The sequence below is a fragment of the Lutaonella thermophila genome (assembly GCF_055387725.1).
The window spans coordinates 1,267,648-1,292,681 of the sequence record NZ_AP043783.1 but is presented as its reverse complement, the minus strand read 5'-3'; the positions used below and the strand labels follow the sequence as shown (position 1 = coordinate 1,292,681).

Sequence of the window (25,034 nt, the reverse complement as noted above, 5' to 3'; positions counted from 1 at the left end):
TTTAAACTATATCTATTTTAGATACTTATTAACTATCTCTTTAAACTCGGGCATTATTCTTAATAAGGCGGTTCCTTCGGTTTCTTTAAGTGCTTGTAAGTTTGTAAACCCATTTTTAAAGAGCTCCTCTGTATAATATAGTGCCATACCATAGTCATTTTTATTACATGCAATCTGTATACTATTTAAGTATGCTTTGTAATAATTAGGTTTTACAAGTGTTAACAGTATATTTCCAAACAAACGTGTGTCTTGTTTAACAGTATCTTTTGTTGTTTTTAGTAAATGGTTAGTGGTCTCAAAAATTAAGTTTTTAAGCCTAATAGCCATTTTTTTATTAAATGCATTCTTGCTCTTTTCTTGCTTAGTTAATTCTTTAATTTCATAATCCCAAAAACCTAAGTCTTGTAAATTTCCTTCAGCCATATCTTCTTGTAAAAACAGTAAATATTGTTCTGCCATTACAATTTCTTTTGTAAATGTATTAGACATATATTGTTTTTGAAGTTTATAAGGGCCTCTACGTTTAATTTCTCTTTGCCGTAACTTAAGCGGTTTAATATTCTTGTAAAATCTAAAAGTATTCATCATATAAGAAAGCTCATCGTATGCATCTAACAGCTTTCCTTTGTTTACCAGAGTATCTACAACAGCTAAATTATGTTGGTAAGCATTATCAATAAACACAGAATCTATTTTTATATATCCTTTATTCATTGCTTTAACTTTAAAGCGCTGTAATACTCTATACACAACTTTTTCCGGAGGTAGTAAGTTGTGGGCAGCATACAAGTGAAATTCTGTGTCAAACTTTCTATAATTTAAGTAATCTAACAAAAGCTGTATCTCAAACAATCTGGGGTTTTCATCATTGCTAATTGCAACAAAAGAAAAAGTATTTTTTTTAGGAGTATACTTTAGTGATGGTATTGCAGAACCACAAGCAATAACTCCTTTTACTTTGTTATAAATAGAAGCCATAGATGTAGCTACTTTAGCACCCTCTTTAATTCCGATAGTATAAATCTGATTGTAATTAAGCGCATATTGTTTATCAACCTTAGAAAACAAAGCTCTTACATTACGAATATTTTCATCGTATGTAATAGCTTCATTTACTTGCGCTACTACCACCAAAAAAGAAAGCTCATTAGCAATTTTATGAAACCTTTTAACAACAGGCTGTAAAACAGAATCTGTAGTGAAAATAAATAAAACAGATTGATGTGTGTTTTTTAGATGTTTTGGTTGATAAATTTGATGAGGAATAAGATTTTTAAATTCTACCGAAGTACTTTTTTTTTGAACTGTTACGTTACCTACAAATAGAATAATAAACAGTAAAAAATAGTGGTTTTTCATACGTTTTATACCTCAAAAATTACACCAAAAGCCAATAATAACTTTTAAAGTTACTAATAAATAAAAAGCCTCCTATGTGGAGGCTTTTATTTGACTAAGTTGCTATTAAGTACTACATATTTCTTCTATACTGTCCGCCAACTTCAAAAAGTGCATTAGTAATTTGACCTAATGAGCAAACTTTAGTAGCTTCCATAATCTGCTCAAACATATTTTTGTTATTAATAGCAGCTTGCTTTACCTTTTGCAATGCTTCTTCACTAGCTTTAGCATTGGCTTTATGTAGATTTTCCAGTGTTGAAATTTGTTGTTGCTTTTCTTCTTCTGTAGCTCTAATAACTTCTGCCGGAATTATAGTTGGCGAACCTTTAGAGCTCAAGAAAGTATTAACTCCAATTATTGGCAAATCACCATTGTGTTTTAGCGTTTCGTAGTATAAACTTTCTTCTTGTATTTTACTACGTTGGTACATGGTTTCCATAGCACCAAGCACACCTCCACGCTCGGTAATTCTATCAAATTCAGCTAAAACAGCTTCTTCTACCAAATCTGTTAATTCTTCTATTATAAACGAGCCTTGTAATGGATTTTCATTTTTGGCCAACCCAAGCTCTTTATTAATTATTAATTGTATAGCCATTGCTCTCCTAACAGACTCTTCTGTTGGTGTTGTAATTGCCTCATCGTATGCATTGGTATGCAACGAATTACAGTTATCATAAATAGCATACAACGCCTGTAAAGTTGTTCTAATATCATTAAAATCTATCTCTTGAGCATGCAAGCTTCTACCCGAAGTTTGTATATGGTATTTTAGCATTTGTGCTCTCGGGTTAGCACCATATTTGTGTTTTAATGCTTTTGCCCAAATTCTTCTTGCTACCCTACCAATTACAGCATACTCCGGATCTATACCATTTGAGAAGAAGAACGAGAGGTTTGGACCAAATTTATTTATATCCATTCCTCTAGAGAGATAGTATTCTACATAAGTAAACCCATTAGCTAGAGTAAATGCCAATTGGGTTATAGGGTTTGCTCCGGCTTCTGCTATGTGGTATCCGGAAATAGAAACCGAGTAGAAATTACGAATATTATGGTCTATAAAATATTCCTGTACATCGCCCATTAAACGCAATGCAAATTCTGTTGAGAAAATACAGGTGTTTTGTGCCTGATCTTCTTTTAAAATATCGGCTTGTACAGTACCTCTAACTTGCGATAAGGTTTTTGCTTTAATATTCTCGTAAACATCTTTTGGCAAAACTTGATCTCCGGTAACACCTAAAAGCATTAATCCCAACCCATTGTTCCCTTCGGGTAGCTCGCCGTTATATTTTGGTCTTGGTACTCCTTTCTCTTGGTATATTTTGTTGATTTTTGCTTCTACCTCTTCTTCTAAGCCATTCTCTTTAATGTAGATTTCACACTGCTGATCTATTGCTGCATTCATGAAGAAGCCTAACAACATGGGAGCCGGTCCATTTATGGTCATACTTACCGATGTCATCGGGTCTGCCAGGTTAAAACCGGAGTACAGTTTTTTTGCATCGTCTAAACAACAAATAGATACTCCTGCATTACCAATTTTTCCGTAAATATCCGGTCTTTTGTCCGGATCGTTTCCATAAAGTGTAACACTATCAAAAGCTGTAGAAAGTCTTTTTGCAGGCATTCCCAAGCTTACATAATGAAAACGTCTGTTGGTACGCTCAGGTCCACCCTCTCCGGCAAACATTCTTGTTGGGTCTTCTTGTGTACGTTTAAACGGGTATAATCCTGCTGTATATGGGAATTCTCCCGGAACATTTTCTTGTGAATTCCATCTTAAAATATCTCCCCAAGCCTTAAACTTAGGCAGCGCAACTTTAGGAATTTGTGTGTGTGCTAAAGACTCGGTATGAGTTTGTACTTTAACTTCTTTATCTCTAACTGTAAAGCTATAAATTGGTTCTTTATAGCGATTTACTTTTTGTTCCCAACCAACAATAACTTCCCAATTATAAGGGTCTAAATCCATTTTAACCCTATCAAATTCGGCTAATAAAAGCTTAACTATCTCTTGGTTATTTTCGGTATTTGATACTGCTATTCCGGATTTTTCGAGTGTTGGTGCAACACCAGATAATGTTTCTATTGTTTTATAAATACCGTATAATTTCTGAGCCGTTTCTACCTGCTCTGTTACTTTCTTATCGTATGCTCTATTATTTTCTGCAATTTCAGATAAGTAACGTGTTCTTGCAGGTGGTATAACAAATACCTTTTCGCTCATCTCGTCGGTAATCTCAAAAGTAGAGGTTAAAGCAGCACCCGTTTTCTCTACAATTTTATCCATTATAGCTTTGTAGAGTGAATTCATTCCGGGATCATTAAACTGAGAAGCTATAGTACCGAACACCGGTAAATCTTCCGGCTTAGCATCCCATAAATTATGATTGCGTTGGTATTGTTTTTTAACGTCGCGTAAAGCATCTAACGCACCTCTTTTATCAAACTTATTAATAGCTACTAAGTCTGCAAAATCCAGCATATCTATTTTTTCAAGCTGGGTAGCAGCACCAAATTCTGGCGTCATTACATATAGTGAAACATCTGAGTGATCTAAAATTTCTGTATCAGACTGACCAATACCTGAAGTTTCTAATATGATTAAATCGTATTCTGCTGCTTTTAACACTTCGATTGCTTCGGCAACATGTTTAGAAAGCGCTAAATTGCTTTGTCTTGTTGCCAAACTGCGCATGTAAACTCTTGGGTTGTTTACAGCATTCATTCTAATTCTATCTCCCAATAAAGCTCCACCGGTTTTGCGTTTAGAAGGATCAACAGAAACAATTGCTAGGGTTTTATCAGGAAAATCAAGTAAAAATCTTCTAATTATTTCATCAACCAAACTACTCTTCCCTGCACCTCCAGTTCCTGTAATTCCTAAAACAGGAATTGTTTTTTCTTTATTTTTTTCTTTAATAGCTGTTATGGTATCTTTTGCTATTTCAGGAAAATTTTCTGCTGCCGATATTAATCTGGCAATAGCTTTAGGATCTTTTTTAGGCAATAGTTTATCTTCTCCGTTTAATTGATTTCCAATAGGAAAATCTGATTTTTCTACAAGATCGTTAATCATTCCTTGTAGCCCCATTTCTCTACCATCATCAGGTGAGTAAATTCGGGTTATACCATATTCATGTAGTTCTTTAATTTCTTCCGGAAGGATAACTCCTCCGCCACCTCCAAAAATCTTTATATGACCTGCTCCTTTTTCTTGAAGCAAATCGTACATGTATTTAAAATACTCGTTATGACCTCCTTGGTAAGACGTCATAGCTATTGCATTGGCATCTTCTTGTATAGCTGTATTTACTACTTCTTCTACACTACGGTCGTGCCCAAGGTGAATTACCTCTACGCCGGTTGCTTGTATTATTCGGCGCATAATATTGATTGCTGCATCATGGCCATCAAACAATGATGCTGCTGTAACTACTCTAACTTTATTCTTGGGCTGATACGGTTTTACTTGTTTCATTTGTTTTGTTAGCTATTTAGGGCCCGCAATTTACGAAATATGCAATGAAATAGCTATACTCTAAAAACGGTAAGTAATTTGTTTAAAGCGAATAAACATCTCCGGTCTCTGCAAAATTAAATCCTTGTTTTTCTAATGCTATTCTAGAAGGATTATTTTTTTGAATTGCAGGATTTGAATGATTAAAATGAATGAAAATTACTTTTTGCTTTACTGACTTAGGTTGGTTTTTAAATAGCTCAACCGTTTCTTGTATAAACGGATGTGGTATTTGGCTCATAGGCCTACTAACCTCGCCATCTTTAAAAAAAGTGGCATCTATAAACGCATAATCTACACCTCTTAGTTCGGTTAATAAATCTTTATCCCATAAATGCCATTTGTCTATATCCGGAATAAATAATGCTGATTTGTTTTTTCCTTCAATTTTATATCCTACAGTTTCTGAAAACTCATCTCTATGCGGAACTTTAATTGGCGTAACACTTAAGCTTTCAGACAACTTAACTGCTTTATTGTCTTGTAGTGTTTGCAACGAAATATTTTTAAGCTGTACTAACTGACTCCACGGACCATTATTTTCTAAAAAGGTTTTCATTCTGGGCATTGCATAAACTTTAACATTCTTGGCATTAATTGCTTCTCTACCCAAGTACATTAAACCTGTATAATGCCCTATATGAGCATGGGTTAAAAAAACACCATCTAACATGTTTTTAGCAGCACCATAGTTAGTTATAAGGTGGTTAAGTTGTTCCGGAAAATCTGGGGTGGCATCAAACATCCACGTTTTATTTTCTTGTTTATCTACAAGGCCTAAACAAGAAACCATTTTTTTTGAATAAGATGCTTTTTTAGCTTCCTCAAACTCTTCTGGATACCCTATATGCGGGTAGCCTGCATCTTGTATAGTTCCTAAAACCACTAAAAACTGATTAGAATTTTGTGTTGCTTTATTTTTTGGTTTAGAAAAAGAACACCCAAGCAGTAAGCCTAAAACTATAAGCAAACAGCCATAATATATATACCTCATAATTAATTAGATTTTAGAGGCTGTTTTATGTAAACAGCATCAAAAACGGTTGTCCATTTTTTTGTATCTGAAGATACCTCCCAATGTTGCCTTACAGTATTATTTAAATTAATAGTCCAAGTAATTTTATTAACGTACAAAACTCCATTGCTATTGGCAATTTCATCACTCATTAAAATCATTTTATTACCTTCTCTATTTCCTTTTAAATGTAATGATTGTCCTTGATTGTCTATCCAAATTTGTTCCCATTGTTTTGTTTGTAAATTATAAAAATTATAACTCGTACCAGTATAATTACCTGCTGCACTTTTATAATTTTCTTTAATTATACAACCATCCTGGATTTTAGAAATTGTGTTAGTACCCGCCAAAGTACCGTCTGGTTTTACAACATTCCAGTTGCCTATCCAGAAATCAAAATCATCATGAAATTTAGTTGTACATGCAGAAGAATTCTGACCCACAATTGATTGACCAATTAAAAAGAAGAAACAAAGTATAATTTTTTTCATTTTTTAAGCCTTATGTACATACTAAATTTAAGATTTAATTCGTTAACTAATTGTAAATCAGCGTTAAAGTTTTAGCGTTATTTTAATAATATTCTAATATTAATTTAACAAAAAAGAAAAATAATTGCTTGTAATTTGCAACGCCTTAATGGCAGTCCACTAAAACAATTATTTTGAGTTAGCTAATGAAAACCGATGTTACAAGCATCGGTTTTCTTTATATACTTTCTCGTAATGTTTTAAAATATTTGAAAGCAGTTAACAAGCGTGATCCGTACCAGCTAAAATACTCGCCATCTACCAATAAAATTTTGGCTTGTGGTATCATTTCTTGAAAAATTTTAATATGCTTATTTTTAAACGGATACGGCTCTGAAGAAAGCATAATAACTTCGGGGTTAGCTTGTTTTATGATTTCTGGTGTAACCGTAGGATACCTCTGTAAATCTTGAAAGCAATTTTTAAAATTGTTTAGATGCAACATATAATTTATAAATGTATTGTTTGCAGCAACCATGAGCGGGTTATACCATATAAAATATGCAACAGAAAGACATTTTTGTTGATTTGCAAACTCCTTAAATTCTTCTGTTTTATTAATAAGTTTACTAGCTAATGCATTTGCTTTTGTCTCGCAGTCTAACAGTTTACCATATTGGTTTATTAATAATACGGTATCGTTTATATTATAAATATCAGACACGTGTACCGGTGCAACCTCTTGTAGTTTTTGTACCAACTCTAAAGTATTCTCTTCTTTGTTACATAAAATTAAATCAGGATTAAGTGCTTTAATTTTAGAAATAGATGCATTTTTTGTACCTCCAATGATATTTTTTTGACTTTTTAAATGCTTAGGATGTACACAAAACTTAGTAATTCCAACTAATTTGCTTTCTAATCCTAAATAGCAAATTAACTCTGTAAGAGAGGGAACTAAAGATATTATTCTGGTAGGCTTTTTAGATAATGAAAGTGTACGATTAAGTTGATCGGTTATAGTAATTGTAGTATTCATTAACCAAGGTTAAACTTTTTTAGCTGCTTTGCCATTTGCTGCTGTAATAATTTAGCAGCTTCTGTAGCTGCTTGTGCAAAGTCTTCTTTATTTGAAGCATAAATTATACCCCTAGACGAGTTAACTATTAAGCCTACATTAGGAGCTAAACCGTATTTACAAACCTCATCTAAACTACCACCTTGAGAGCCAACTCCGGGCACTAATAAAAAGCTTTCGGGTAAAAGCTCTCTAATTTCTTGTAAGTAAGTAGCTTTAGTAGCACCAACTACATACATTAATTGCTTACTATTTTGCCACGTTTTAGAGGTGTTTATTACTTTTTTAAATAGTGGTTCTCCTCCTGTAAGTTGCATCGTCTGAAAATCAAATGCACCAGGATTAGAAGTTAAAGCTAATAAAATAGTGTGCTTATTATTAAAGCTTAAAAAAGGCTCTACAGAATCTTTCCCCATGTATGGCGCCACTGTAACGGCATCAAAATTCATATCGGTAAAAAAGGCCTTTGCATACATACTTGCCGTATTACCAATATCGCCTCTTTTAGCATCGGCAATGGTAAAAACTTCAGGATATTTAGTGTTTATATAATCAATGGTTTTTTTAAGAGATTGCCACCCAGAAACCCCGTGTGCCTCATAAAAAGCAATATTGGGTTTATAGGCTATTACAAATTCTTGGGTTGCCTCTATAATAGCTTTGTTAAACTCAAAAATAGGATCGTCTTCATTTAATAAATGTGTCGGTATTTTAGTTATATCTGTATCTAACCCAACACATAAAAAAGACTGTTTTTTATGAATTTGCGTAATGAGTTGTTGTGTTGTCATTGCGTTTACCTAAAAAAAATGTCATACTCAAAGTAGAGCATGACATTTTTACTAAAATATATTATTAGTTGTTATATAATTTCATTTGCTTCTTTTAGCTTCTCTGTATTTTCGGCCAACTTAAGCTCTTCTATTAACTTATCTAAATCGCCATCAATTATATTATCTAAATCATAAAGCGTTAAGTTAATTCTGTGATCTGTAACCCTACTTTGCGGATAGTTATACGTTCTAATTTTAGCACTACGGTCTCCGCTACTTACCATGCTTTTGCGTCTGGCAGCATCTTCTGCCTGCTTTTTAGCAAGCTCCATCTCATAGAGTCTAGAGCGTAATACCTTAAGTGCTTTCTCAAGGTTTTTATGTTGCGATTTCTCGTCTTGACAGCTTACTATTAATCCTGTTGGTTCGTGATGTAGTTTAATAGCCGAGTAGGTTGTGTTTACAGATTGACCTCCCGGACCGGTAGATGTGGTTCGCTCAATACGAACCTCAGACATATCTAACTCAATATCAAACTCTTCGGCTTCGGGTAACACTATAACAGTTGCTGCAGAGGTATGAACTCTACCTTGCGTTTCGGTTTGTGGTACACGTTGTACCCTGTGAACCCCGGCTTCAAATTTTAAAGTTCCATAAACATCTTCTCCAGAAACTTCAAAAATAATCTCTTTATATCCTCCTGAAGTTCCTTCGTTAAACGAAACTACAGAAGTTTTCCAGCCTTTCTTCTCACAATATTTGCTATACATTCTAAAGAGATCACCGGCAAAAATACTTGCTTCATCCCCTCCTGTTCCGGCTCTAATTTCCATCACCACATTTTTTGCATCTTCAGGATCTTTAGGAATAAGTAAAAACTTAATTTCTTCTTCTAATGCAGGAAGTTTTTCTTTAGCTTCTTCTAATTGCATTTTTGCCATTTCTACCATTTCTTCATCACTCCCATCTTCTATAATCTCTTCGGCTTCTGCAATATTATCTAAAAGTGTTTTATACTCTTCTCTTTTATCTACAATCTCTTTGAGGTCTTTATATTCCTTATTAAGCTGAATATATCTTTTCTGATCTGCAATTACATCCGGTTGTATTATCAGATCAGATATTTCATCAAAACGCTGCTTTACTATGTTTAACTTATCTATCATCTGCACAAAATCTATTTACCTGCAAATTTACAATATTCTTGTTCTAATATTCAAAAGTACCGTATTCGCTCTTTATAGTTAATTTTTTTGTTTGTGAGGCTTCTACTCTACCAACAATTTGAGCCGGAATATTAAATGATTCTGAAATTGCTATAATTTCTTCTGATATATTTTCCGGCACATAAAGCTCCATTCTGTGCCCGCAATTAAATACCTGGTACATTTCTTTCCAGTCTGTACCTGACTGTTCTTGTATTAATTTAAACAGAGGCGGCACCTTAAATAAATTATCTTTAATTACATGAAGATTGTCTATAAAATGTAACACCTTTGTTTGTGCCCCACCACTACAATGCACCATCCCGTGAATATTTTTTCTAGAGCACTCATCTAATACCTTTTTAATTACAGGCGCATATGTTCTGGTAGGAGAAAGCACAAGTTTTCCAGCATCTAAAGGTACATCTTTAACGGTATCTGTAAGTTTTACAGCTCCTGAATACACCAAATTTTCCGGCACATTCGGATCAAAACTTTCAGGGTATTTTTCAGCCAAATATTTATTAAAAACATCATGCCTTGCCGATGTTAAACCATTACTGCCCATGCCCCCATTATACTCCGTCTCATAGGTTGCTTTACCAAAAGAAGCCAACCCAATAATAACATCTCCTGCCTGTATATTGGCATTGTCTATTATGTGCTCTCTTTTAATTCTGGCTGTAACTGTAGAGTCTACAATTATGGTTCTAACCAAATCACCCACATCGGCTGTCTCACCTCCGGTAGCATGAATAATTACGCCTTGCTGTGCAAGTTCTTCTATTAGCTCTTGCGTGCCATTTATTATGGCCGATATTACTTCGCCGGGAATTAAGTTTTTATTCCGGCCGATAGTAGATGATAATAAAATATTGCTGGTTACACCTACACAAAGTAAATCGTCTAAATTCATCACTAATGCATCTTGCGCAATACCTTTCCAAACCGATAAATCTCCGGTTTCTTTCCAATACATATACGCCAAAGAGCTTTTTGTGCCGGCACCATCTGCATGCATAACTACACAATGCTCTTTACTATTGGTTAAGTAATCCGGTATTACTTTACAAAATGCTTTTGGAAAAAGGCCTTTGTCTAGGTTTTTTATAGCATTATGAACATCTTCTTTGGTGGCCGATACCCCACGTTGTTGGTATCTTTTACTGGATTGAGACATGACTTAGAAAATTGTAATGCAAAAGTATTAAAGTTTATTGGCACTACGTATTACAATTAGAATTTACTTTACAAAAAAAGGTGCGTTTTAAAACGCACCTTTTTGATTCTTAAGTAAACCTGTTACTAAAACGGGTTAGCAACATTAGGCTTTTTAGTTACATCTTAGCCTTAGTACTTAATTGATTAATAGCTATGTAAATGTATTAAAATATAGTTCTCTATAAAAAAGCCACCCCTCTATTTTATTGCAAATGATACAATTTCTCGATGAAACGCACAATTAACAGCTAACAATAAAAAACCCATTGCGGCAAACAATGGGTTTAACAAGAATTTTACTGCTATTTAACGAGTAAACAAAAGTTCTCTGTACTTAGTTAATGTCCAAAGTTCATCGTCTACCAACAATTCTAACTTATCACAATGGTATCTAATTTCTTCAAAATATGGTTTTACTTTAAAGCAGTATGCTTCTGCTTTTTGTTGAGCGTCTTCTAATTTATTAGCTTTCTTACGCTCTTCTATCATAGCGTTTACTTTAGAGTTTATTTGCGCTATGTGATTAGATATTTGTTCAATTAAATCTATTTGCTCTTTAGCCACTTTTGTAAACTTGTCACCAAAAACATCTTTTAAGCCCTGTACATTTTCTATAAGTGTGTTTTGGTATCTTACAGCTGTAGGTATTACATGATTTCTGGCTATATCTCCTAACACTCGTCCTTCTATTTGTACCCTCATGGTGTACTCTTCTAGCTCTATTTCGTATCTGGCTTCTATTTCTTTATGGTTCATTACTCCCATTTCTTCAAACAGCTTAACCGTGTTATTATTTACTAACACTTTTAGGGCTTCAGGAGTAGATTTATTATTACTTAAACCACGTTTAGCTGCTTCTTTTTCCCAAGCTTCACTATAACCATCACCCTCAAATCTAATACGTTTAGATGCCTTTATGTATTCTCTTAAAACATTAAAAATAGCTTCGTCTTTTTTAAGTTTTTTATTGGTAATTAAAGCATCTACCTCTTCTTTAAATTGCATTAATTGCTTTGCAACTACTGTATTTAAAACGGTCATTGGTTTAGCACAGTTAGCTTTAGAACCAACTGCTCTGAACTCAAACTTGTTGCCTGTAAATGCAAATGGTGAAGTACGGTTTCTGTCGGTGTTATCTAATAAGATCTCAGGTATTTTACCAACTACATTAAGCTTTAGTTCTGTTTTTTCTTCGGGAGATAATTTTCCTTTAGAAACATCTTCTAACTCGTCTAAAACTTTGGTTAATTGCTCTCCTATAAATACAGAAATTATGGCTGGAGGAGCCTCGTTTGCTCCTAAACGATGATCATTACTTGCAGATGCTATTGAGGCCCTAAGTAATTCTTCATTATCGTTTACAGCTTTAATTGTGTTTATAAAAAAGGTTAAAAATTGTAAGTTTTTCATTGGGGTACTGCTTGGTTGCAAGAGGTTTACCCCAGTGTTGGTTGCTAAAGACCAGTTATTATGTTTTCCCGATCCGTTAATCCCGGCAAATGGTTTTTCGTGAAATAAGACCACAAAGTCATGGCGCTCTGCAATTTTAGACATTACGTCCATTAACAATGAATTATGATCTACAGCCAAGTTAGCTTCTTCAAAAATTGGAGCTAACTCATATTGGTTTGGTGCAACTTCATTATGTCTGGTTTTTACCGGAATTCCTAATTTCATACACTCGTTTTCAAGGTCGCGCATAAAACTCATTACTCTGGTGGGTATTGATCCGAAATAATGATCGTCTAATTGTTGCCCCTTAGCTGGTGCATGACCCAATAATGTTCTTCCGGTTAAAATTAAATCAGGCCTTGATGCTGCTAATGCTTTATCAATCAAAAAATATTCTTGTTCCCAACCCAAAGTAGCGTTGACTTTGGTTACGTTTTTATCAAAATATTTTGCCACTGCTGTAGCTGCATGATCTACAGCTTGAAGCGCTCTTAAAAGTGGTGTTTTATAATCTAAAGCTTCGCCGGTATACGAAACAAAAACAGTAGGTATACAAAGTGTAGTGCCGTAAATGAATGCCGGTGAAGTTGGGTCCCAAGCTGTATAACCTCGTGCTTCGAAAGTATTTCGAATACCGCCACTCGGAAAGCTTGATGCATCAGGTTCTTGTTGTACTAATTGTCCTCCGCCAAACTTCTCTATTGCTTGTCCGTTACCAAGAGGTTCAAAAAAAGCGTCATGCTTTTCAGCAGTTGCACCTGTAAGTGGTTGAAACCAGTGTGTGTAGTGGGTTGCTCCTTTAGAAATAGCCCATTCTTTCATACCAGTTGATACATGATCGGCAAGGCTTCTGTCTATTTTCTTACCAAACTCTATTGCATCCATTACATTTTTAAATGCTTCTTTGGTAAGGTATTGTCTCATTACATTTTCATCGAAAACATGACTCCCAAATGCTTCTGAGCGTCTTCCATTTTCTGTTATAGTAATAGGTTTTCGGTTAAAGGTTTCTTGAAGTGCTTTGAACCTGATTGTAGACATAATAATTGTTGTTTAAATTTTCAACAAATATATGAATATCAATCAAAAAACAATATTTTTTTTTTACAACACCCCTATAAAAAACACCTATAAACGATTAAAAACACAAAATAAAACAAGTAAACCCCTATTTTTTAGGGGGTGATGTCGATTATATTGATGTTATATAAACAAAGGCTATATAAATACCAAGTAGCACAATACCATCTCTCCAACCTAATCGTAAGCCTTTTGGTAAGAAAACAAGTGGAAGAATTAAAAAAGAAATGGCTAACATCCAGTAAATATCATTTGATAATAGCCTACTATCTACAACAGGTATAGGTGTTATTATTGCTGTTAGCCCTAGCACGGCTAAAATATTAAACACATTAGAACCTATTAGGTTTCCTAACGAAATTGCTTTCTCTTTTTTAAGCACTGCAATTATAGATGCTGCTAATTCGGGAATACTTGTACCAACAGATATTACTGTTACTGCAATTACTCTTTCGCTTACTCCAAAAAGCTCAGCTAAGCCAACTGCCCCTTTTATTAAAAGCTCAGAGCCTCCCCACAAAGAAACTCCTCCTATTATTAAAAAAAGTGCAGTTTTATATAAAGGTAAAAGTTCATCATCTTCAGGAGCCTCATCAACTACAGCCGTTTTTTGAAACTTAAGTAAATACACTAAAAACACTAATAAAAAGCTAAACATGATGATTCCTTCGTATTGTTTTATAACCAAATCTCCGGTTAAAAAGAAATAAAGCAATACAGAAGCCACCATCATTACAGGCCAATCTGTTGTATAAAAGCTTTTTTCTACCTCTATTTTAGAGAGTGTTATAGTTATTGCCAGTACTAATCCTAAGTTGGCTATATTAGAACCTACTACATTACCCAAGGCTATATCAGGAAAACCATCTAACGCTGCATTTACGCTTACTATTAATTCTGGAGCTGATGTAGCAAAAGAAACTACTGTCATTCCAATAATTATTTTGGGGACATTTAATTGAAGTGAGAGTGCAACGGCAGATTTTAACAACCAGTTTCCCCCTAAAATTAACAGCGCTAATCCGGCAACAATAAGAAAAGCATTAAGCATAAATAGTTTTTTGCAAATATACTACATGAAATTTAGCTTATGTATTTTTGTGAGAATCCTTTCTAAAAAAATATTTACTTATTAATCTTTATAAGCACATTAGCTTTCTAATCTGAACATTTTTTCGTGTAATTTTGTGATAACAAAAGTTTTACTAATGAAAAAAACACTCTTTAAACTACTTGCTAAACTCAATAAAATACTTTTGCCTTCATTTACAAAAAAGCGTTTAGACTTGACCAAAGCAAAAAAATGGCAACTTGCAATTATAGGTTGGCGTGCTTTTGTAACAAAAAACGCTTTAGATTAATAGGATAAAAGTGATTTTACCGGGTAGTTCTCTAGCTTTTCTCGTCCGTTTAAAAAAGTAAGTTCTATTAAAAAATTACATTGTATAATATTACCTCCTAACCGTTCAATTAAGCTACAAGCTGCTTTTGCAGTACCACCGGTAGCCAAAACATCGTCGTGAAGTAATACATTTTCTCCCGGTTTAATAGCATCTTTATGTATTTCTATACTGTCTTTACCATATTCTAAATCATACGTTTCAGATATGGTATCAAAAGGTAATTTTCCTTTTTTTCTAACCGGTACAAATCCAGCTTGCAAGTGCTGGGCTAAAAGTGTAGCAAAGAAAAAACCTCTGCTTTCTATGCCTACTACTTTATGTATTTTATCTTCTCCAACTAAATTTAATAAGCTTTGTACCGTTTTTTGCATGGCTTCCGGGTGCGCCATTAATGGTGTGATATCTTTAAAGATAATGCCTTGTTTAGGGAAATTATGAATATCTCTAATATATGTTTCTATATTCATAGCTTTTATTTGTATGGTCAAATATAGGAAACCTAAAAACAACACATAAAATTAAATTTTGAGTTGCACAACAAACCAAAACCCATTATATTTGCACCCGCAAAATGGCCTCGTAGCTTAACTGAATAGAGCACTTGATTACGGCTCAAGAGGTTGCAGGTTTGAGTCCTGCCGAGGTCACTACCAACAAAAACCGCATAACTGTGTTATGCGGTTTTTTGTTTTTTTTTCTGCCTATGTTTTTAAAATTATTTTTAATTAAACTCAACCTAAACTTATACCTTTGCATTTATATGAAATTGGTAACATTAATACTAGCAACTATTTTGCTTGTTCTGGCAACTAAACCTTGCTCTGACGGTTACAACACAGAAGACTTGGTTTTAGGCGCTACCACAGAACATAATCACCAAGAGGACACGGACGATTCTTGTTCTTTTGCATGCATTTGCTTTTGTTGCGGAATTACCATTACCTACCAACCCATACCATACTACACCCTTCAACACAAAACACTTATCTCAACAGAGGTTTTAACAGAATACAACACTAATTATCAATACAATTTTCTGTTTTCTATTTGGCACCCTCCTAAATTTATTAGCTAACAACCAGCCAATTTTTAATTAGCTAATAAATAACATTTTAAAAACAAAAAAAATGAAAAATTCAGTATTGGGCATTTTGCTCTTACTATTCTCTTTATTAAAAATTAATGCTCAAAATAATATCACTATAAAAGTTTTATCTGAAACAGAAAACGAACCCCTTTTTGGTGCTACTGTATATTTTAATACACTAAACAAAGGTGCTATTACTAACACAGAAGGTATTGCTAATTTTACTGATTTACCCGATGGAGTTTATACGGCAACTATATCTTATTTAGGATTTGAATCTTTAAAAACATCTATAACTATACCCACTTCTAAACAATTGGTTTTTTATCTAAACCAAACAAGCAACCAATTAGAAGAAGTAATAGTAGAGTCTTCTAGAACCACCAGAACAATCCAAAAAATACCAACAAGAGTAGAGTTTATTGGAGGTGAAGAGCTAAGCGAAAAAAACATGATGAACTCCACAAATATCTCTATGGTATTAAGAGAAAGCACCGGAATTCAAATGCAACAAACCTCATTAAGCAGTGGTAATATGAGCATTAGAATTCAAGGATTAGACGGAAGATATACGCAACTATTGCGAGACGGATTTCCTCTTTATAGTGGTTACTCGGGCGGATTAAGCATAATGCAAATTCCTCCGTTAGACCTTAAACAATTTGAAATTATTAAAGGAAGTTCATCTACACTTTATGGTGGTGGCGCCATTGCCGGGCTTGTTAACCTTATATCTAAAACACCCGATTTTGATCCGGATTTAAGTATTATGCTAACACAAACACATGCTCTGGGGAGTACTGCTAATGTTTTTTACAGTAACCGAAATGAAAAATTTGGAGTTACCATGTATGCTTCCGGAAACTACCAAAAACAATACGACCCTGAAGATGATGGGTTTAGCAATCTACCTAAAACCAAATCAATTTCGTTTAATCCGAAAGTTTTTTACTATCCCACTAACAAAACTTCTATGTGGTTTGGTGTTAACGCAACCTACGATAGCAGGATTGGTGGTGATATTGAGGCTATTAAAAACCCTCAAAATAATTCTAATCGTTATACCGAAAAAAACGTATCTAAACGTTTAAGCACTCAAGCTTTTTTTAAATCGCTGCTTTCTGATAACAAAAAAATCACTTTTAAAAATAGCCTCTCTTGGTTTGACAGAAGCTTAACAGTACCCGATTATAATTTTTCGGGAGAACAAATAAATACTTTTACTGAAGCTACCTACCAAATTGTGAAAAAAAATATTGATTGGACATTAGGAGCTAATTTATATACAACCAATTTTAACGAAAGTAATAGCACTGTAAACAGAAATCAAAATGATGTAACCGTAGGTTTATTTGCTAATAATATTTTAGACTTTTCTGAAAGTTGGATTTTAGAAACCGGTTTCAGAGTAGATTATGCTAAAGATTGGGGATTTTTTGTGCTTCCAAGAGCATCATTATTATATAAAAACAACAAAGGGTTTTCTAGTAGAATTGGTGGTGGATTGGGATACAAAATACCGGATATGTTTACAGAAGAAACAGAATTTGTAAACTTTAAAAATGTAATGCCCATAAATAAAAATAGCTTAAAGCCTGAACGTTCCTATGGGTTAAACTTAGATTTTAATTACGAGACCATACTCTTTAATACAATCGGTTTTTCGGTTAATCAACTCTTTTATTTAACTACACTTGAAAACGGGCTTTTACTAAACTCTTTAAATGAAGATGAGTTTGTTTTTGAAAACGCACCCGATAATATAACCACTAAAGGTGCAGAAACCAATATAAAGTTTACATACAAACATTTTAGATGGTTTTTAAATTATGCACTAATAGATACCCGATTAACATATTTGCCAGGTAAACCACAAAAGCCCCTTACAGCTAAACATAATGCCGGTAGTGTGCTCATGTATGAAACCCCTAAATGGAGAATTGGTTTTGAAACCTATTACACAGGCAAACAATTTTTATCCAACAGAGAAGAAACCCCAGATTATATTACGATGGGATTTTTAGTTATGCGCGGATTTGATTGGGGAGATTTATTTTTAAACTTTGAAAATTTTACAGACAGAAGACAAAGCCGATTTGCTCCGTTGGTTTCTCCGCCATACAACAACCCGGTTTTTTCTGAAATTTACGCCCCAACAGACGGCTTTATTTTTAGTATAGGCATAACCTTAAAGCCCTTTGGCAACAATAAAGAGCATCATTAAAATATAACGCGATAGTAATACTATCGCGTTTTTTTATGTAACTAATGTTACCTTTACTAATTAGTAACTAAGTAATTTCGTGAAAAAAATTAGTGTATGGAATATATTTTAAATCCTTGGCCATGGTATGTATCCGGGCCGTTAATTGCAATTGTAATGTTTATGCTATTGTATTTTGGCAAAACCTTTGGCATGTCGTCTAATTTAAGAACCTTATGTGCTATTGGAGGCGCCGGAAAAGTTGCCAATTTTTTTAAGTTTGATTGGAAAGCACAACGATGGAATTTAACCGTTGTTGCCGGAGCAATTATTGGTGGTTTTATAGCAGAACATTTTTTAAGTAACAACACTCCGGTTGCTGTATCTGCACAAACAGTATCCGATTTACAAGAATTAGGGTTTAACAATATTGGAGCATATTTACTACCCGATGAGCTTTTTGGTATTCAAAGTCCGCTTTCGCTTAAAAGCCTTGTAATATTAATAGTTGGTGGTTTTTTAGTAGGATTTGGTACAAGGTATGCAGGTGGATGCACTTCTGGACATGGTATTACAGGGCTTAGTAGTTTACAATGGCCTTCTTTAGTTGCTGTTATTGGCTTTTTTATTGGTGGTTTACTTATGATTCATGTATTGTTTCCTTTAATTTTTTAAGATGATGAAATACATAAAGTTTTTTATAGTTGGATTATTTTTTGGAATTGTTTTGGTTAAATCTGAAGCTGTTTCATGGTATAGAATTTTCGAAATGTTTAAATTTCAGTCCTTTCATATGTACGGTATTATTGGGAGTGCCGTTATTACAGGTATTATATTACTCACACTAGCCAAAAAACTTAATTGGCTTACAATAGAAGGTAGACCAATAGAGGTGCCAAAAAAAGAAGAAGGATTAATTAGATATATACTTGGAGGTAGTATTTTTGGTTTAGGTTGGGCTTTAGCAGGGGCTTGCCCCGGACCAATGTATGTACTATTAGGTACAGGAATATACAGCATGCTAATTGTTATAGCTGCTGCTGTACTGGGTACCTTTGTTTACGGATTGCTTAAAGAGAAATTACCACATTAAATAATTTCGGCACTTAATCCGGCATCTAAAAGTAAACTACATCTGGGTTTTAAATCTTCGTAGGTGCCGGTTTTTACTGTACATTTACCGTTGTAGTGTACAATTATAGAGCATTGCTCGGCTTGCTCAGGAGTATGATCACAAGCGTAAATTAGTGTTTCTATAACGTGATCAAAAGTATTAACATCATCATTATACAACACTAGTTCGTACTGCTTTTCTATATCTTCTTGAAGCAGCAGTTCTTCTAAAATCTTCTCTCGAGTGCTCATAACGCTGTTTCTTTTTTACAAATTTACGTATTTAGCTGCTATCCAGTGATTTTTTTCGAGATTGGCTTCAAATTTAAGTCCATTTTCTTCACACTCTTTAGTAATTAAAGGCAAATCGTCTTTATAAAAACCACTGAGCATTAAAACGCCATTTTTAGTTAGGCATTGTGCATATATTGCAATATCTTCTAACAAGATGTTGCTATTAATATTAGCTAAAATAACATCAAAGCTTGAGCCAGATAACAATTTAGCATCACCTTGTTTTACAATAATGTTACTGCAATTATTTCTATTTACATTTTCTAATGCATTCTCATAACACCAGCTATCTATATCTATTGCTTCTACATAACTTGCTCCCATTTTACCAGCCAATATTGCCAAAACGCCGGTGCCACAGCCCATATCTAACACACGTGTGTTTGCTACAGGCTCGTTTAATAACAATTTAAGCATCATGTAAGTAGTTTCATGGTGCCCTGTACCAAAGCTCATTTTAGGCTCGATAACAATATCGTACTGAGTGTTGGGCTTTTCGTGAAACGGAGCTCTTACGGCGCAACGGTTATCTACAGTTATGGGATTAAAGTTTTTTTCCCATTCTTCATTCCAGTTTACCTGCTCTATTTCTTCAATAGTGTATGTAATTGTAAATTCTGAGTTGTTTAATACAAACACATCATCTAACACACTGTCGTGCCACTGTTCTTTTTGAATGTATGCTGTAACACCATCTTGGTTTTCAACAAAACTTTCAAAACCGGCATAGCCCAATTCTGCAATTAAAATTTCGGTAGCCGGCTGTACCGGATTAACTTTAAAAGTATATGCTAAATACGCTTGGCTCATACTTAAATTGCATTAATTATAGCTATAAAATCTTGAGCATTTAATGATGCCCCTCCTATTAAACCACCATCTACATCGGGCTGCATAAATAACTGTTTTGCATTGTTAGGTTTTACACTCCCTCCGTATAAAATTGAAACAGAATTGGCAACATCTTCACCAAATTTTTTAGCCAAAACTCCTCTTACAAAAGCATGCATTTCTTGTGCTTGTTCCGGTGATGCTGTTTCTCCTGTTCCAATAGCCCAAACCGGCTCGTAGGCTAAAATTATGTGTTTAAAATCTGAAGCCGAAACATGAAATAGTGCTTCTTTTAATTGGTGTTCAACTACTGTAAAATGATTATTGCTTTTTCTATCTTTTAATTCTTCACCAAAGCAAAAAATTGCTGACATATTATGAGACAATGCAGCATCAATTTTTTTAGCCAGCATAGCATTATCTTCATTAAAATATGCTCTCCTCTCAGAATGTCCTAAAATAACTGTATTAATACCGATACTTTGTAACATTGGGGCAGAGATTTCTCCGGTATAAGCACCATTCTCTGCAAAGTGCATATTCTGGGCAATTACTTTTACGGGTGTGCCTCTAAGTAGTTTGTAAGCGCTATATAAGTTAACAAATGCAGGCGCAATCATTATCTCTGCATTAGTTCTTGGCAAATTTCTAATTATATCATCAATTAACGCCTCTGTTTGAGGGAGATCGTTATTCATTTTCCAGTTTCCGGCTACTATTTTTCTTCTCATAATCTAATTATAGCTTTACTTTGTGAATGTTGTTATAATGAAGTTTTTGCACAATTGTTCCGTTATGCAAAACTAAAATCCCGGGGTTAGATCTAACTATTGTTTTAAGCGTAGTCATATCAGTAAAATAAAACGGGAAAGATAACCCGAACTGTTGTTTAACTTGTTGTACTTGTTGTACTCCTGAAGCCGATAACCCAATTACTTTATACCCTTTATCTGTAGCTGTTTTAGCCATCTTTTTGACTTCTGAAAATGCACTTAAATTAGCTCGGCTTAAATCATAACTTATCACCATAATTAGTTTTGGTTCTGATAAAAATTCAGCAGCAAAATCTTCTCCATCTTTCTCTATAGTGAAATCATGTATGGGGGGTTCATATCCTTTTTCTATCAACTTAGTTTCAACTCCAATAAACTCTCCATCTACATTAGGATATGCTCCGGTTGTTGTAATAATTTTTTCGGTATTGTTTACTTTAAATTTCCACTGGTATTCGTATACATCTTTAGGAGCGTTTTCAGGAACTTCCATTCCATCAGCAATATTAACTCCAACTTTATAAGCTCTAAAATCTATTGCAGGCAAATGATTTAACACATAATACGAAAAAGCTATGCACAACACAACAGATAATGTGCTGGCTATTAATGCAGCTCTTTTAGAGTGAAGTGGTTTTATTAGGTGTTGCTTAGCAAACAGTAAAACAATTAAAATCAACAAAACAACATCTTTAGCAAAAGATTGCCATGGCGTAAGTTTTATAGCATCGCCAAAACACCCACAATCTGTTACTTTATTAAAATATGCCGAATAGAAGGTTAAAAAGGTGAAAAACACAATCATTATAAGTAAGCTCCAAACAGTAAATTTTGGTTTAAAGCCTACTAGTAACATTACTCCTAAAACTGTTTCGAATATTACTATAAAAAGGGCAATTGCAAGTGCAAATGGAGTTAAAAACTCTAAATTAAGTACCGCACTACTAAAATATTCTTCTAATTTAAACGAAAACCCTAATGGGTCATTAACTTTTATAAGCCCACTAACAACAAATAGCAACCCAACAAAAAATCTGGCAAAAGAAACTATAGTTTTCATATGGGTTAAGCGTTTTTTTCGGTTAATAAAATAAGGGCAAAAACAGCATAATTAATCATGTCTTGGTAATTAGCATCTATACCTTCACTTACCAAAGTTTTCCCCTTATTATTTTCTATTTGTTTAACCCGTAAGAGCTTTTGCAAAATTAAATCGGTTAACGAGCTTACTCTTAAATCTCTCCAAGCCTCACCATAATCGTGATTTTTGTTTTCCATTAAGGCTTTGGTTTTTTTTACTTGCTCATCGTATAATGCTAAAGCTTGGTTAATCTCTAAATCGGGCTGGTCTGCAACTCCTTTTTCTAATTGAATGAGTGCCATAATGGCATAATTTATAATCCCAATAAACTCAGAAGTTTCGTCTTCATCTATTTTTCTAACACTATTTTCTTGCAAACTTCTAATACGCTGTGCTTTAATAAAAATCTGATCGGTTAAAGAAGGTAGTCTTAAAATACGCCATGCGCTACCGTAATCTTTCATTTTTTTCTCAAATAAATCACGGCACAGTGCAATTACTTCATCAAACTGTTTATCGGTCTGTTGCATATACTACAATTGAATTTTGTGTAAATTTCGCTTAATTTTTAAAACTAATCAAAGTTTAGCTTTTAAACTTTAAAACGGTGCAATTTTAGTGTAATATTGCCAATAAATATTTTTACATGACCATTAACTGCAACGGAAAACTAGTTGATTTATCTACCCCCAGAATAATGGGGATACTTAATATTACCCCCGATTCTTTTTTTGATGGCGGACAGCACAACTCTATTAAAAAAGCACTTATTAAAGCAGAAAAAATGGTAGCCGAAGGTGCAGATTTTTTAGATGTTGGTGGCTATAGCTCAAGACCCGGGGCCGATTTTGTTTCAGAAAAAGATGAATTAGCACGTGTTGTACCTGTTGTTAATGCTCTTGCAAAAGAATTTCCGGAGGTAAACATATCTGTAGATACCTTTAGAAGCAAGGTTGCAAAAGCAACAATAGAAAACGGTGCAGCACTTATAAACGATATTTCTGCCGGAGATTTAGACAATAACATGATGGCTACTGTTGCAAAATTGCAAGTACCGTACATTATGATGCACATGCAAGGTACTCCCGAAAATATGCAACAAAACCCAACTTATAATAATGTTATTACAGATATAAAATTTTATCTCTCTAAAAAAATTAAACAAGCCCAAGAGTTACATATTAACGATGTGATTATTGACCCCGGTTTTGGTTTTGGTAAAACATTAGAACACAATTATACACTGTTAAACAATCTTGAATTGTTTTCTTGCTTTAATTTACCTTTACTGGTTGGTATAAGCAGAAAATCTATGATTTACAAACCACTAAATATAACTCCGGATTTAGCTTTAAACGGTACTACCGCATTACATATGATTGCTTTACAGAAAGGTGCTACTATATTACGCGTTCATGATATTAAAGAAGCTAAAGAATGCATAAAATTATTTAACCTCTTAAAGCAACACAATCATGATTAATACAAGACCAATACTATTTTTTTTATTAATTATTACCGTTTCGTGTAATAAAATACAAGTACAATTACCGGAGGTAGCAGGTATTGGAAAAAAAGAAATAGTTGATTTTTCTCCGGCTTATTTATTTTATGCTCCCGGCAGCGCAGATAGTGTAACACTTAACCGAAAAAATTTAATAAGCACCACTAATTGGGTGGTTCATGTAGATAAGAGGTTAAAACTAAAGCATGCCATACCAAAAATTAAAGCGCTTCAGCAAAAAAGAGAAAAAGCAACAATGCATAAAAATGCTGCCGCAAGAAATTATTTTTCGGCTACAGATACCCTCACTAAACAGTTAGTATTTTTAGATTTTACAACTACAGAATTTATAACCAATAACCAATATTCTAAATTTTATATTAAACAACACCCAGAGGCTCATATGAATGTTTTTACACTCACCGTAAATTTTGATGAAAACAATTTAATTATGATTAATGGTGTTGATGTTGAGCGGGATGAATTTGCTGATTATTTTAAAGATTTTGTTCCTTTTGCAGCCCAAAATAAACCTGCATTAATTTACGCTAATTTTAACCAAGAGCTATCTTTTAACCAGTACATTGCAAATTTAAATTTGATTAAGAGTGTATTGTCTGATTCTGTAAAATTATCATCTAAACAATTTATATACGATTTAAAATTGCTCCCCGAATGTGATTGCGGGTTGTAAGCTAATTTTTTTATTTTTACAAAAAACCGATACCTATTTTGGAACTGTTTAACTTTCTTGAGTTTAAGGTAATTGATATTATAGATATTGTATTGGTTGCCATAGTGTTATACTACATTTATAAACTAGTAAAAGGTACGGTAGCCATTAATATTTTTATAGGAATTGTAATTGTTTACCTAATCTGGAAACTCACTCAAGTGCTTCAAATGAAAATGATTAGTAGTTTGTTTGGAGGTTTTATGAGTGTAGGTTTAATTGCTTTGATTGTTGTTTTCCAACAAGAAATCAGGAAGTTTTTGTTGATGATTGGATCGGCTAATATTGCCAAGAGAAAAAACTTTATTAAGCGTTTTAAGTTTTTACGTCAAGACCAATTTATTGCAGAAACTGATGTAGATAGTATTCTTGCTGCCTGTAAAAAAATGAGTGCTTCAAGAACCGGAGCTTTAATTGTTATAGAACGAAGCAATCCGTTAGACTTTGTTAAAAACAATGGCGACCCAATGAATATAGAAATAAATCAGCCCATTATAGAAAGTATTTTTTACAAGAATAGTCCGCTTCACGATGGCGCTGTAATAATAGATGGCAATTACATTGTAGCTACACGAGTTGCCTTGCCGGTTTCTGAAAACCGAAAAATTCCCGCACGTTTTGGATTGCGTCATAAAGCTGCTATTGGTATTACAGAGCGTACAGATGCAATTGCTTTGGTGGTTAGCGAAGAAACCGGAACAATATCGTACATCAGAAACGGTGAGTTTGTGCTTTATAAAGACTTAGAAGATCTATCTAATATAATTCAGAAAGATTTAGTATAA

General features: G+C 33.8%; 24 protein-coding genes and 1 tRNA gene. 9 read left to right on the top strand and 16 right to left on the bottom strand.

What is annotated here, in order from left to right; genetic code table 11:
* Positions 1-12 precede the first annotated feature (12 nt).
* From ACZ5CF_RS05970 to ACZ5CF_RS05925, 10 genes are all read right to left on the bottom strand, one after another.
* Positions 13-1,362, bottom strand: coding sequence for a hypothetical protein (locus tag ACZ5CF_RS05970; protein ID WP_464578236.1), 1,350 nt, complete (start codon positions 1,360-1,362; stop codon positions 13-15).
* Positions 1,363-1,474: 112 nt separating this feature from the next.
* The gene (locus tag ACZ5CF_RS05965; RefSeq protein ID WP_464578235.1) at positions 1,475-4,891 is read right to left on the bottom strand and encodes a methylmalonyl-CoA mutase family protein; all 3,417 of its coding nucleotides are present in this window, start codon (positions 4,889-4,891) and stop codon (positions 1,475-1,477) included.
* An 82-nt stretch (positions 4,892-4,973) separates the two neighbouring features.
* The gene (locus tag ACZ5CF_RS05960; RefSeq protein ID WP_464578234.1) at positions 4,974-5,924 is read right to left on the bottom strand and encodes an MBL fold metallo-hydrolase; all 951 of its coding nucleotides are present in this window, start codon (positions 5,922-5,924) and stop codon (positions 4,974-4,976) included.
* Between the two features lie 2 nt (positions 5,925-5,926).
* Positions 5,927-6,439, bottom strand: coding sequence for a hypothetical protein (locus ACZ5CF_RS05955; RefSeq protein ID WP_464578232.1), 513 nt, complete (start codon positions 6,437-6,439; stop codon positions 5,927-5,929).
* A gap of 217 nt (positions 6,440-6,656) precedes the next feature.
* Entirely contained in the window at positions 6,657-7,457 is an 801-nt protein-coding gene (locus ACZ5CF_RS05950; RefSeq protein WP_464578231.1) for an ABC transporter substrate-binding protein, read from the bottom strand.
* Positions 7,457-8,287: an orotidine-5'-phosphate decarboxylase gene (pyrF, locus tag ACZ5CF_RS05945; RefSeq protein ID WP_464578230.1), complete on the bottom strand. Its 831-nt coding sequence runs from the start codon at positions 8,285-8,287 to the stop codon at positions 7,457-7,459. The genes ACZ5CF_RS05950 and pyrF overlap by 1 nt, the downstream gene beginning before the upstream one ends.
* 71 nt (positions 8,288-8,358) lie before the next feature.
* Positions 8,359-9,435, bottom strand: coding sequence for a peptide chain release factor 1 (gene prfA / locus ACZ5CF_RS05940; RefSeq protein ID WP_464578228.1), 1,077 nt, complete (start codon positions 9,433-9,435; stop codon positions 8,359-8,361).
* Positions 9,436-9,478: 43 nt separating this feature from the next.
* Complete coding sequence (locus tag ACZ5CF_RS05935) at positions 9,479-10,654, bottom strand: AIR synthase related protein (RefSeq protein WP_464578227.1); 1,176 nt, start codon at positions 10,652-10,654, stop codon at positions 9,479-9,481.
* A 347-nt stretch (positions 10,655-11,001) separates the two neighbouring features.
* Positions 11,002-13,188 carry a glutamine synthetase III family protein gene (locus ACZ5CF_RS05930; protein ID WP_464578226.1) on the bottom strand — a complete coding sequence of 729 codons (2,187 nt, stop codon included), beginning with the start codon at positions 13,186-13,188 and terminating at the stop codon, positions 11,002-11,004.
* Between the two features lie 151 nt (positions 13,189-13,339).
* Entirely contained in the window at positions 13,340-14,278 is a 939-nt protein-coding gene (locus tag ACZ5CF_RS05925; RefSeq protein WP_464578225.1) for a calcium/sodium antiporter, read from the bottom strand.
* A gap of 157 nt (positions 14,279-14,435) precedes the next feature.
* Between ACZ5CF_RS05925 and ACZ5CF_RS05920 the strand changes: the two genes are divergently transcribed.
* Positions 14,436-14,588: an SsrA-binding protein gene (locus tag ACZ5CF_RS05920; RefSeq protein WP_464578224.1), complete on the top strand. Its 153-nt coding sequence runs from the start codon at positions 14,436-14,438 to the stop codon at positions 14,586-14,588.
* Here ACZ5CF_RS05920 and ACZ5CF_RS05915 read toward each other — a convergent pair.
* Positions 14,585-15,097 (bottom strand): adenine phosphoribosyltransferase, encoded by a 513-nt coding sequence (locus ACZ5CF_RS05915; protein ID WP_464578222.1) that lies wholly within the window; start codon positions 15,095-15,097, stop codon positions 14,585-14,587. The two genes, ACZ5CF_RS05920 and ACZ5CF_RS05915, sit on opposite strands and share 4 nt — an antisense overlap.
* Before the next feature lie 106 nt (positions 15,098-15,203).
* On the opposite strand from ACZ5CF_RS05915, the gene ACZ5CF_RS05910 reads away from it, so the two are divergent.
* The 5 genes from ACZ5CF_RS05910 (at position 15,204) to ACZ5CF_RS05890 (ending at position 19,013) form a co-directional block, all read left to right on the top strand.
* A tRNA-Arg gene (locus ACZ5CF_RS05910) sits at positions 15,204-15,277 on the top strand.
* Positions 15,278-15,390: 113 nt separating this feature from the next.
* Complete coding sequence (locus ACZ5CF_RS05905) at positions 15,391-15,705, top strand: DUF6660 family protein (protein ID WP_464578221.1); 315 nt, start codon at positions 15,391-15,393, stop codon at positions 15,703-15,705.
* A gap of 52 nt (positions 15,706-15,757) precedes the next feature.
* Entirely contained in the window at positions 15,758-17,941 is a 2,184-nt protein-coding gene (locus ACZ5CF_RS05900; protein ID WP_464578220.1) for a TonB-dependent receptor, read from the top strand.
* Between the two features lie 96 nt (positions 17,942-18,037).
* Positions 18,038-18,595 (top strand): YeeE/YedE family protein, encoded by a 558-nt coding sequence (locus ACZ5CF_RS05895; RefSeq protein ID WP_464578218.1) that lies wholly within the window; start codon positions 18,038-18,040, stop codon positions 18,593-18,595.
* Positions 18,596-18,599: 4 nt separating this feature from the next.
* On the top strand, positions 18,600-19,013 hold the full coding sequence (locus ACZ5CF_RS05890; RefSeq protein WP_464580838.1) for a DUF6691 family protein: 414 nt from the start codon (positions 18,600-18,602) through the stop codon (positions 19,011-19,013).
* On the opposite strand, the gene ACZ5CF_RS05885 is transcribed toward ACZ5CF_RS05890, so the two are convergent.
* The 5 genes from ACZ5CF_RS05885 to ACZ5CF_RS05865 are packed head-to-tail and all read right to left on the bottom strand — an operon-like array spanning position 19,010 to position 22,542.
* Positions 19,010-19,285 carry an ATP-dependent Clp protease adaptor ClpS gene (locus tag ACZ5CF_RS05885; protein WP_464578217.1) on the bottom strand — a complete coding sequence of 92 codons (276 nt, stop codon included), beginning with the start codon at positions 19,283-19,285 and terminating at the stop codon, positions 19,010-19,012. The two genes, ACZ5CF_RS05890 and ACZ5CF_RS05885, sit on opposite strands and share 4 nt — an antisense overlap.
* Before the next feature lie 15 nt (positions 19,286-19,300).
* Positions 19,301-20,137 carry a 50S ribosomal protein L11 methyltransferase gene (gene prmA, locus ACZ5CF_RS05880; RefSeq protein ID WP_464578216.1) on the bottom strand — a complete coding sequence of 279 codons (837 nt, stop codon included), beginning with the start codon at positions 20,135-20,137 and terminating at the stop codon, positions 19,301-19,303.
* Between the two features lie 2 nt (positions 20,138-20,139).
* The gene (tpiA, locus tag ACZ5CF_RS05875; RefSeq protein WP_464578215.1) at positions 20,140-20,889 is read right to left on the bottom strand and encodes a triose-phosphate isomerase; all 750 of its coding nucleotides are present in this window, start codon (positions 20,887-20,889) and stop codon (positions 20,140-20,142) included.
* Positions 20,890-20,896: 7 nt separating this feature from the next.
* Entirely contained in the window at positions 20,897-21,991 is a 1,095-nt protein-coding gene (locus ACZ5CF_RS05870; RefSeq protein WP_464578214.1) for a BT_3928 family protein, read from the bottom strand.
* 5 nt (positions 21,992-21,996) lie between these two features.
* Entirely contained in the window at positions 21,997-22,542 is a 546-nt protein-coding gene (locus ACZ5CF_RS05865; protein WP_464578212.1) for a DUF1599 domain-containing protein, read from the bottom strand.
* A gap of 116 nt (positions 22,543-22,658) precedes the next feature.
* Between ACZ5CF_RS05865 and folP the strand changes: the two genes are divergently transcribed.
* The 3 genes from folP to ACZ5CF_RS05850 are packed head-to-tail and all read left to right on the top strand — an operon-like array spanning position 22,659 to position 25,034.
* Positions 22,659-23,495 carry a dihydropteroate synthase gene (gene folP, locus ACZ5CF_RS05860; protein WP_464578211.1) on the top strand — a complete coding sequence of 279 codons (837 nt, stop codon included), beginning with the start codon at positions 22,659-22,661 and terminating at the stop codon, positions 23,493-23,495.
* Positions 23,488-24,210 (top strand): hypothetical protein, encoded by a 723-nt coding sequence (locus ACZ5CF_RS05855; protein ID WP_464578209.1) that lies wholly within the window; start codon positions 23,488-23,490, stop codon positions 24,208-24,210. The genes folP and ACZ5CF_RS05855 overlap by 8 nt, the downstream gene beginning before the upstream one ends.
* A 38-nt stretch (positions 24,211-24,248) precedes the next feature.
* Positions 24,249-25,034: a diadenylate cyclase gene (locus ACZ5CF_RS05850; protein ID WP_464578208.1), complete on the top strand. Its 786-nt coding sequence runs from the start codon at positions 24,249-24,251 to the stop codon at positions 25,032-25,034.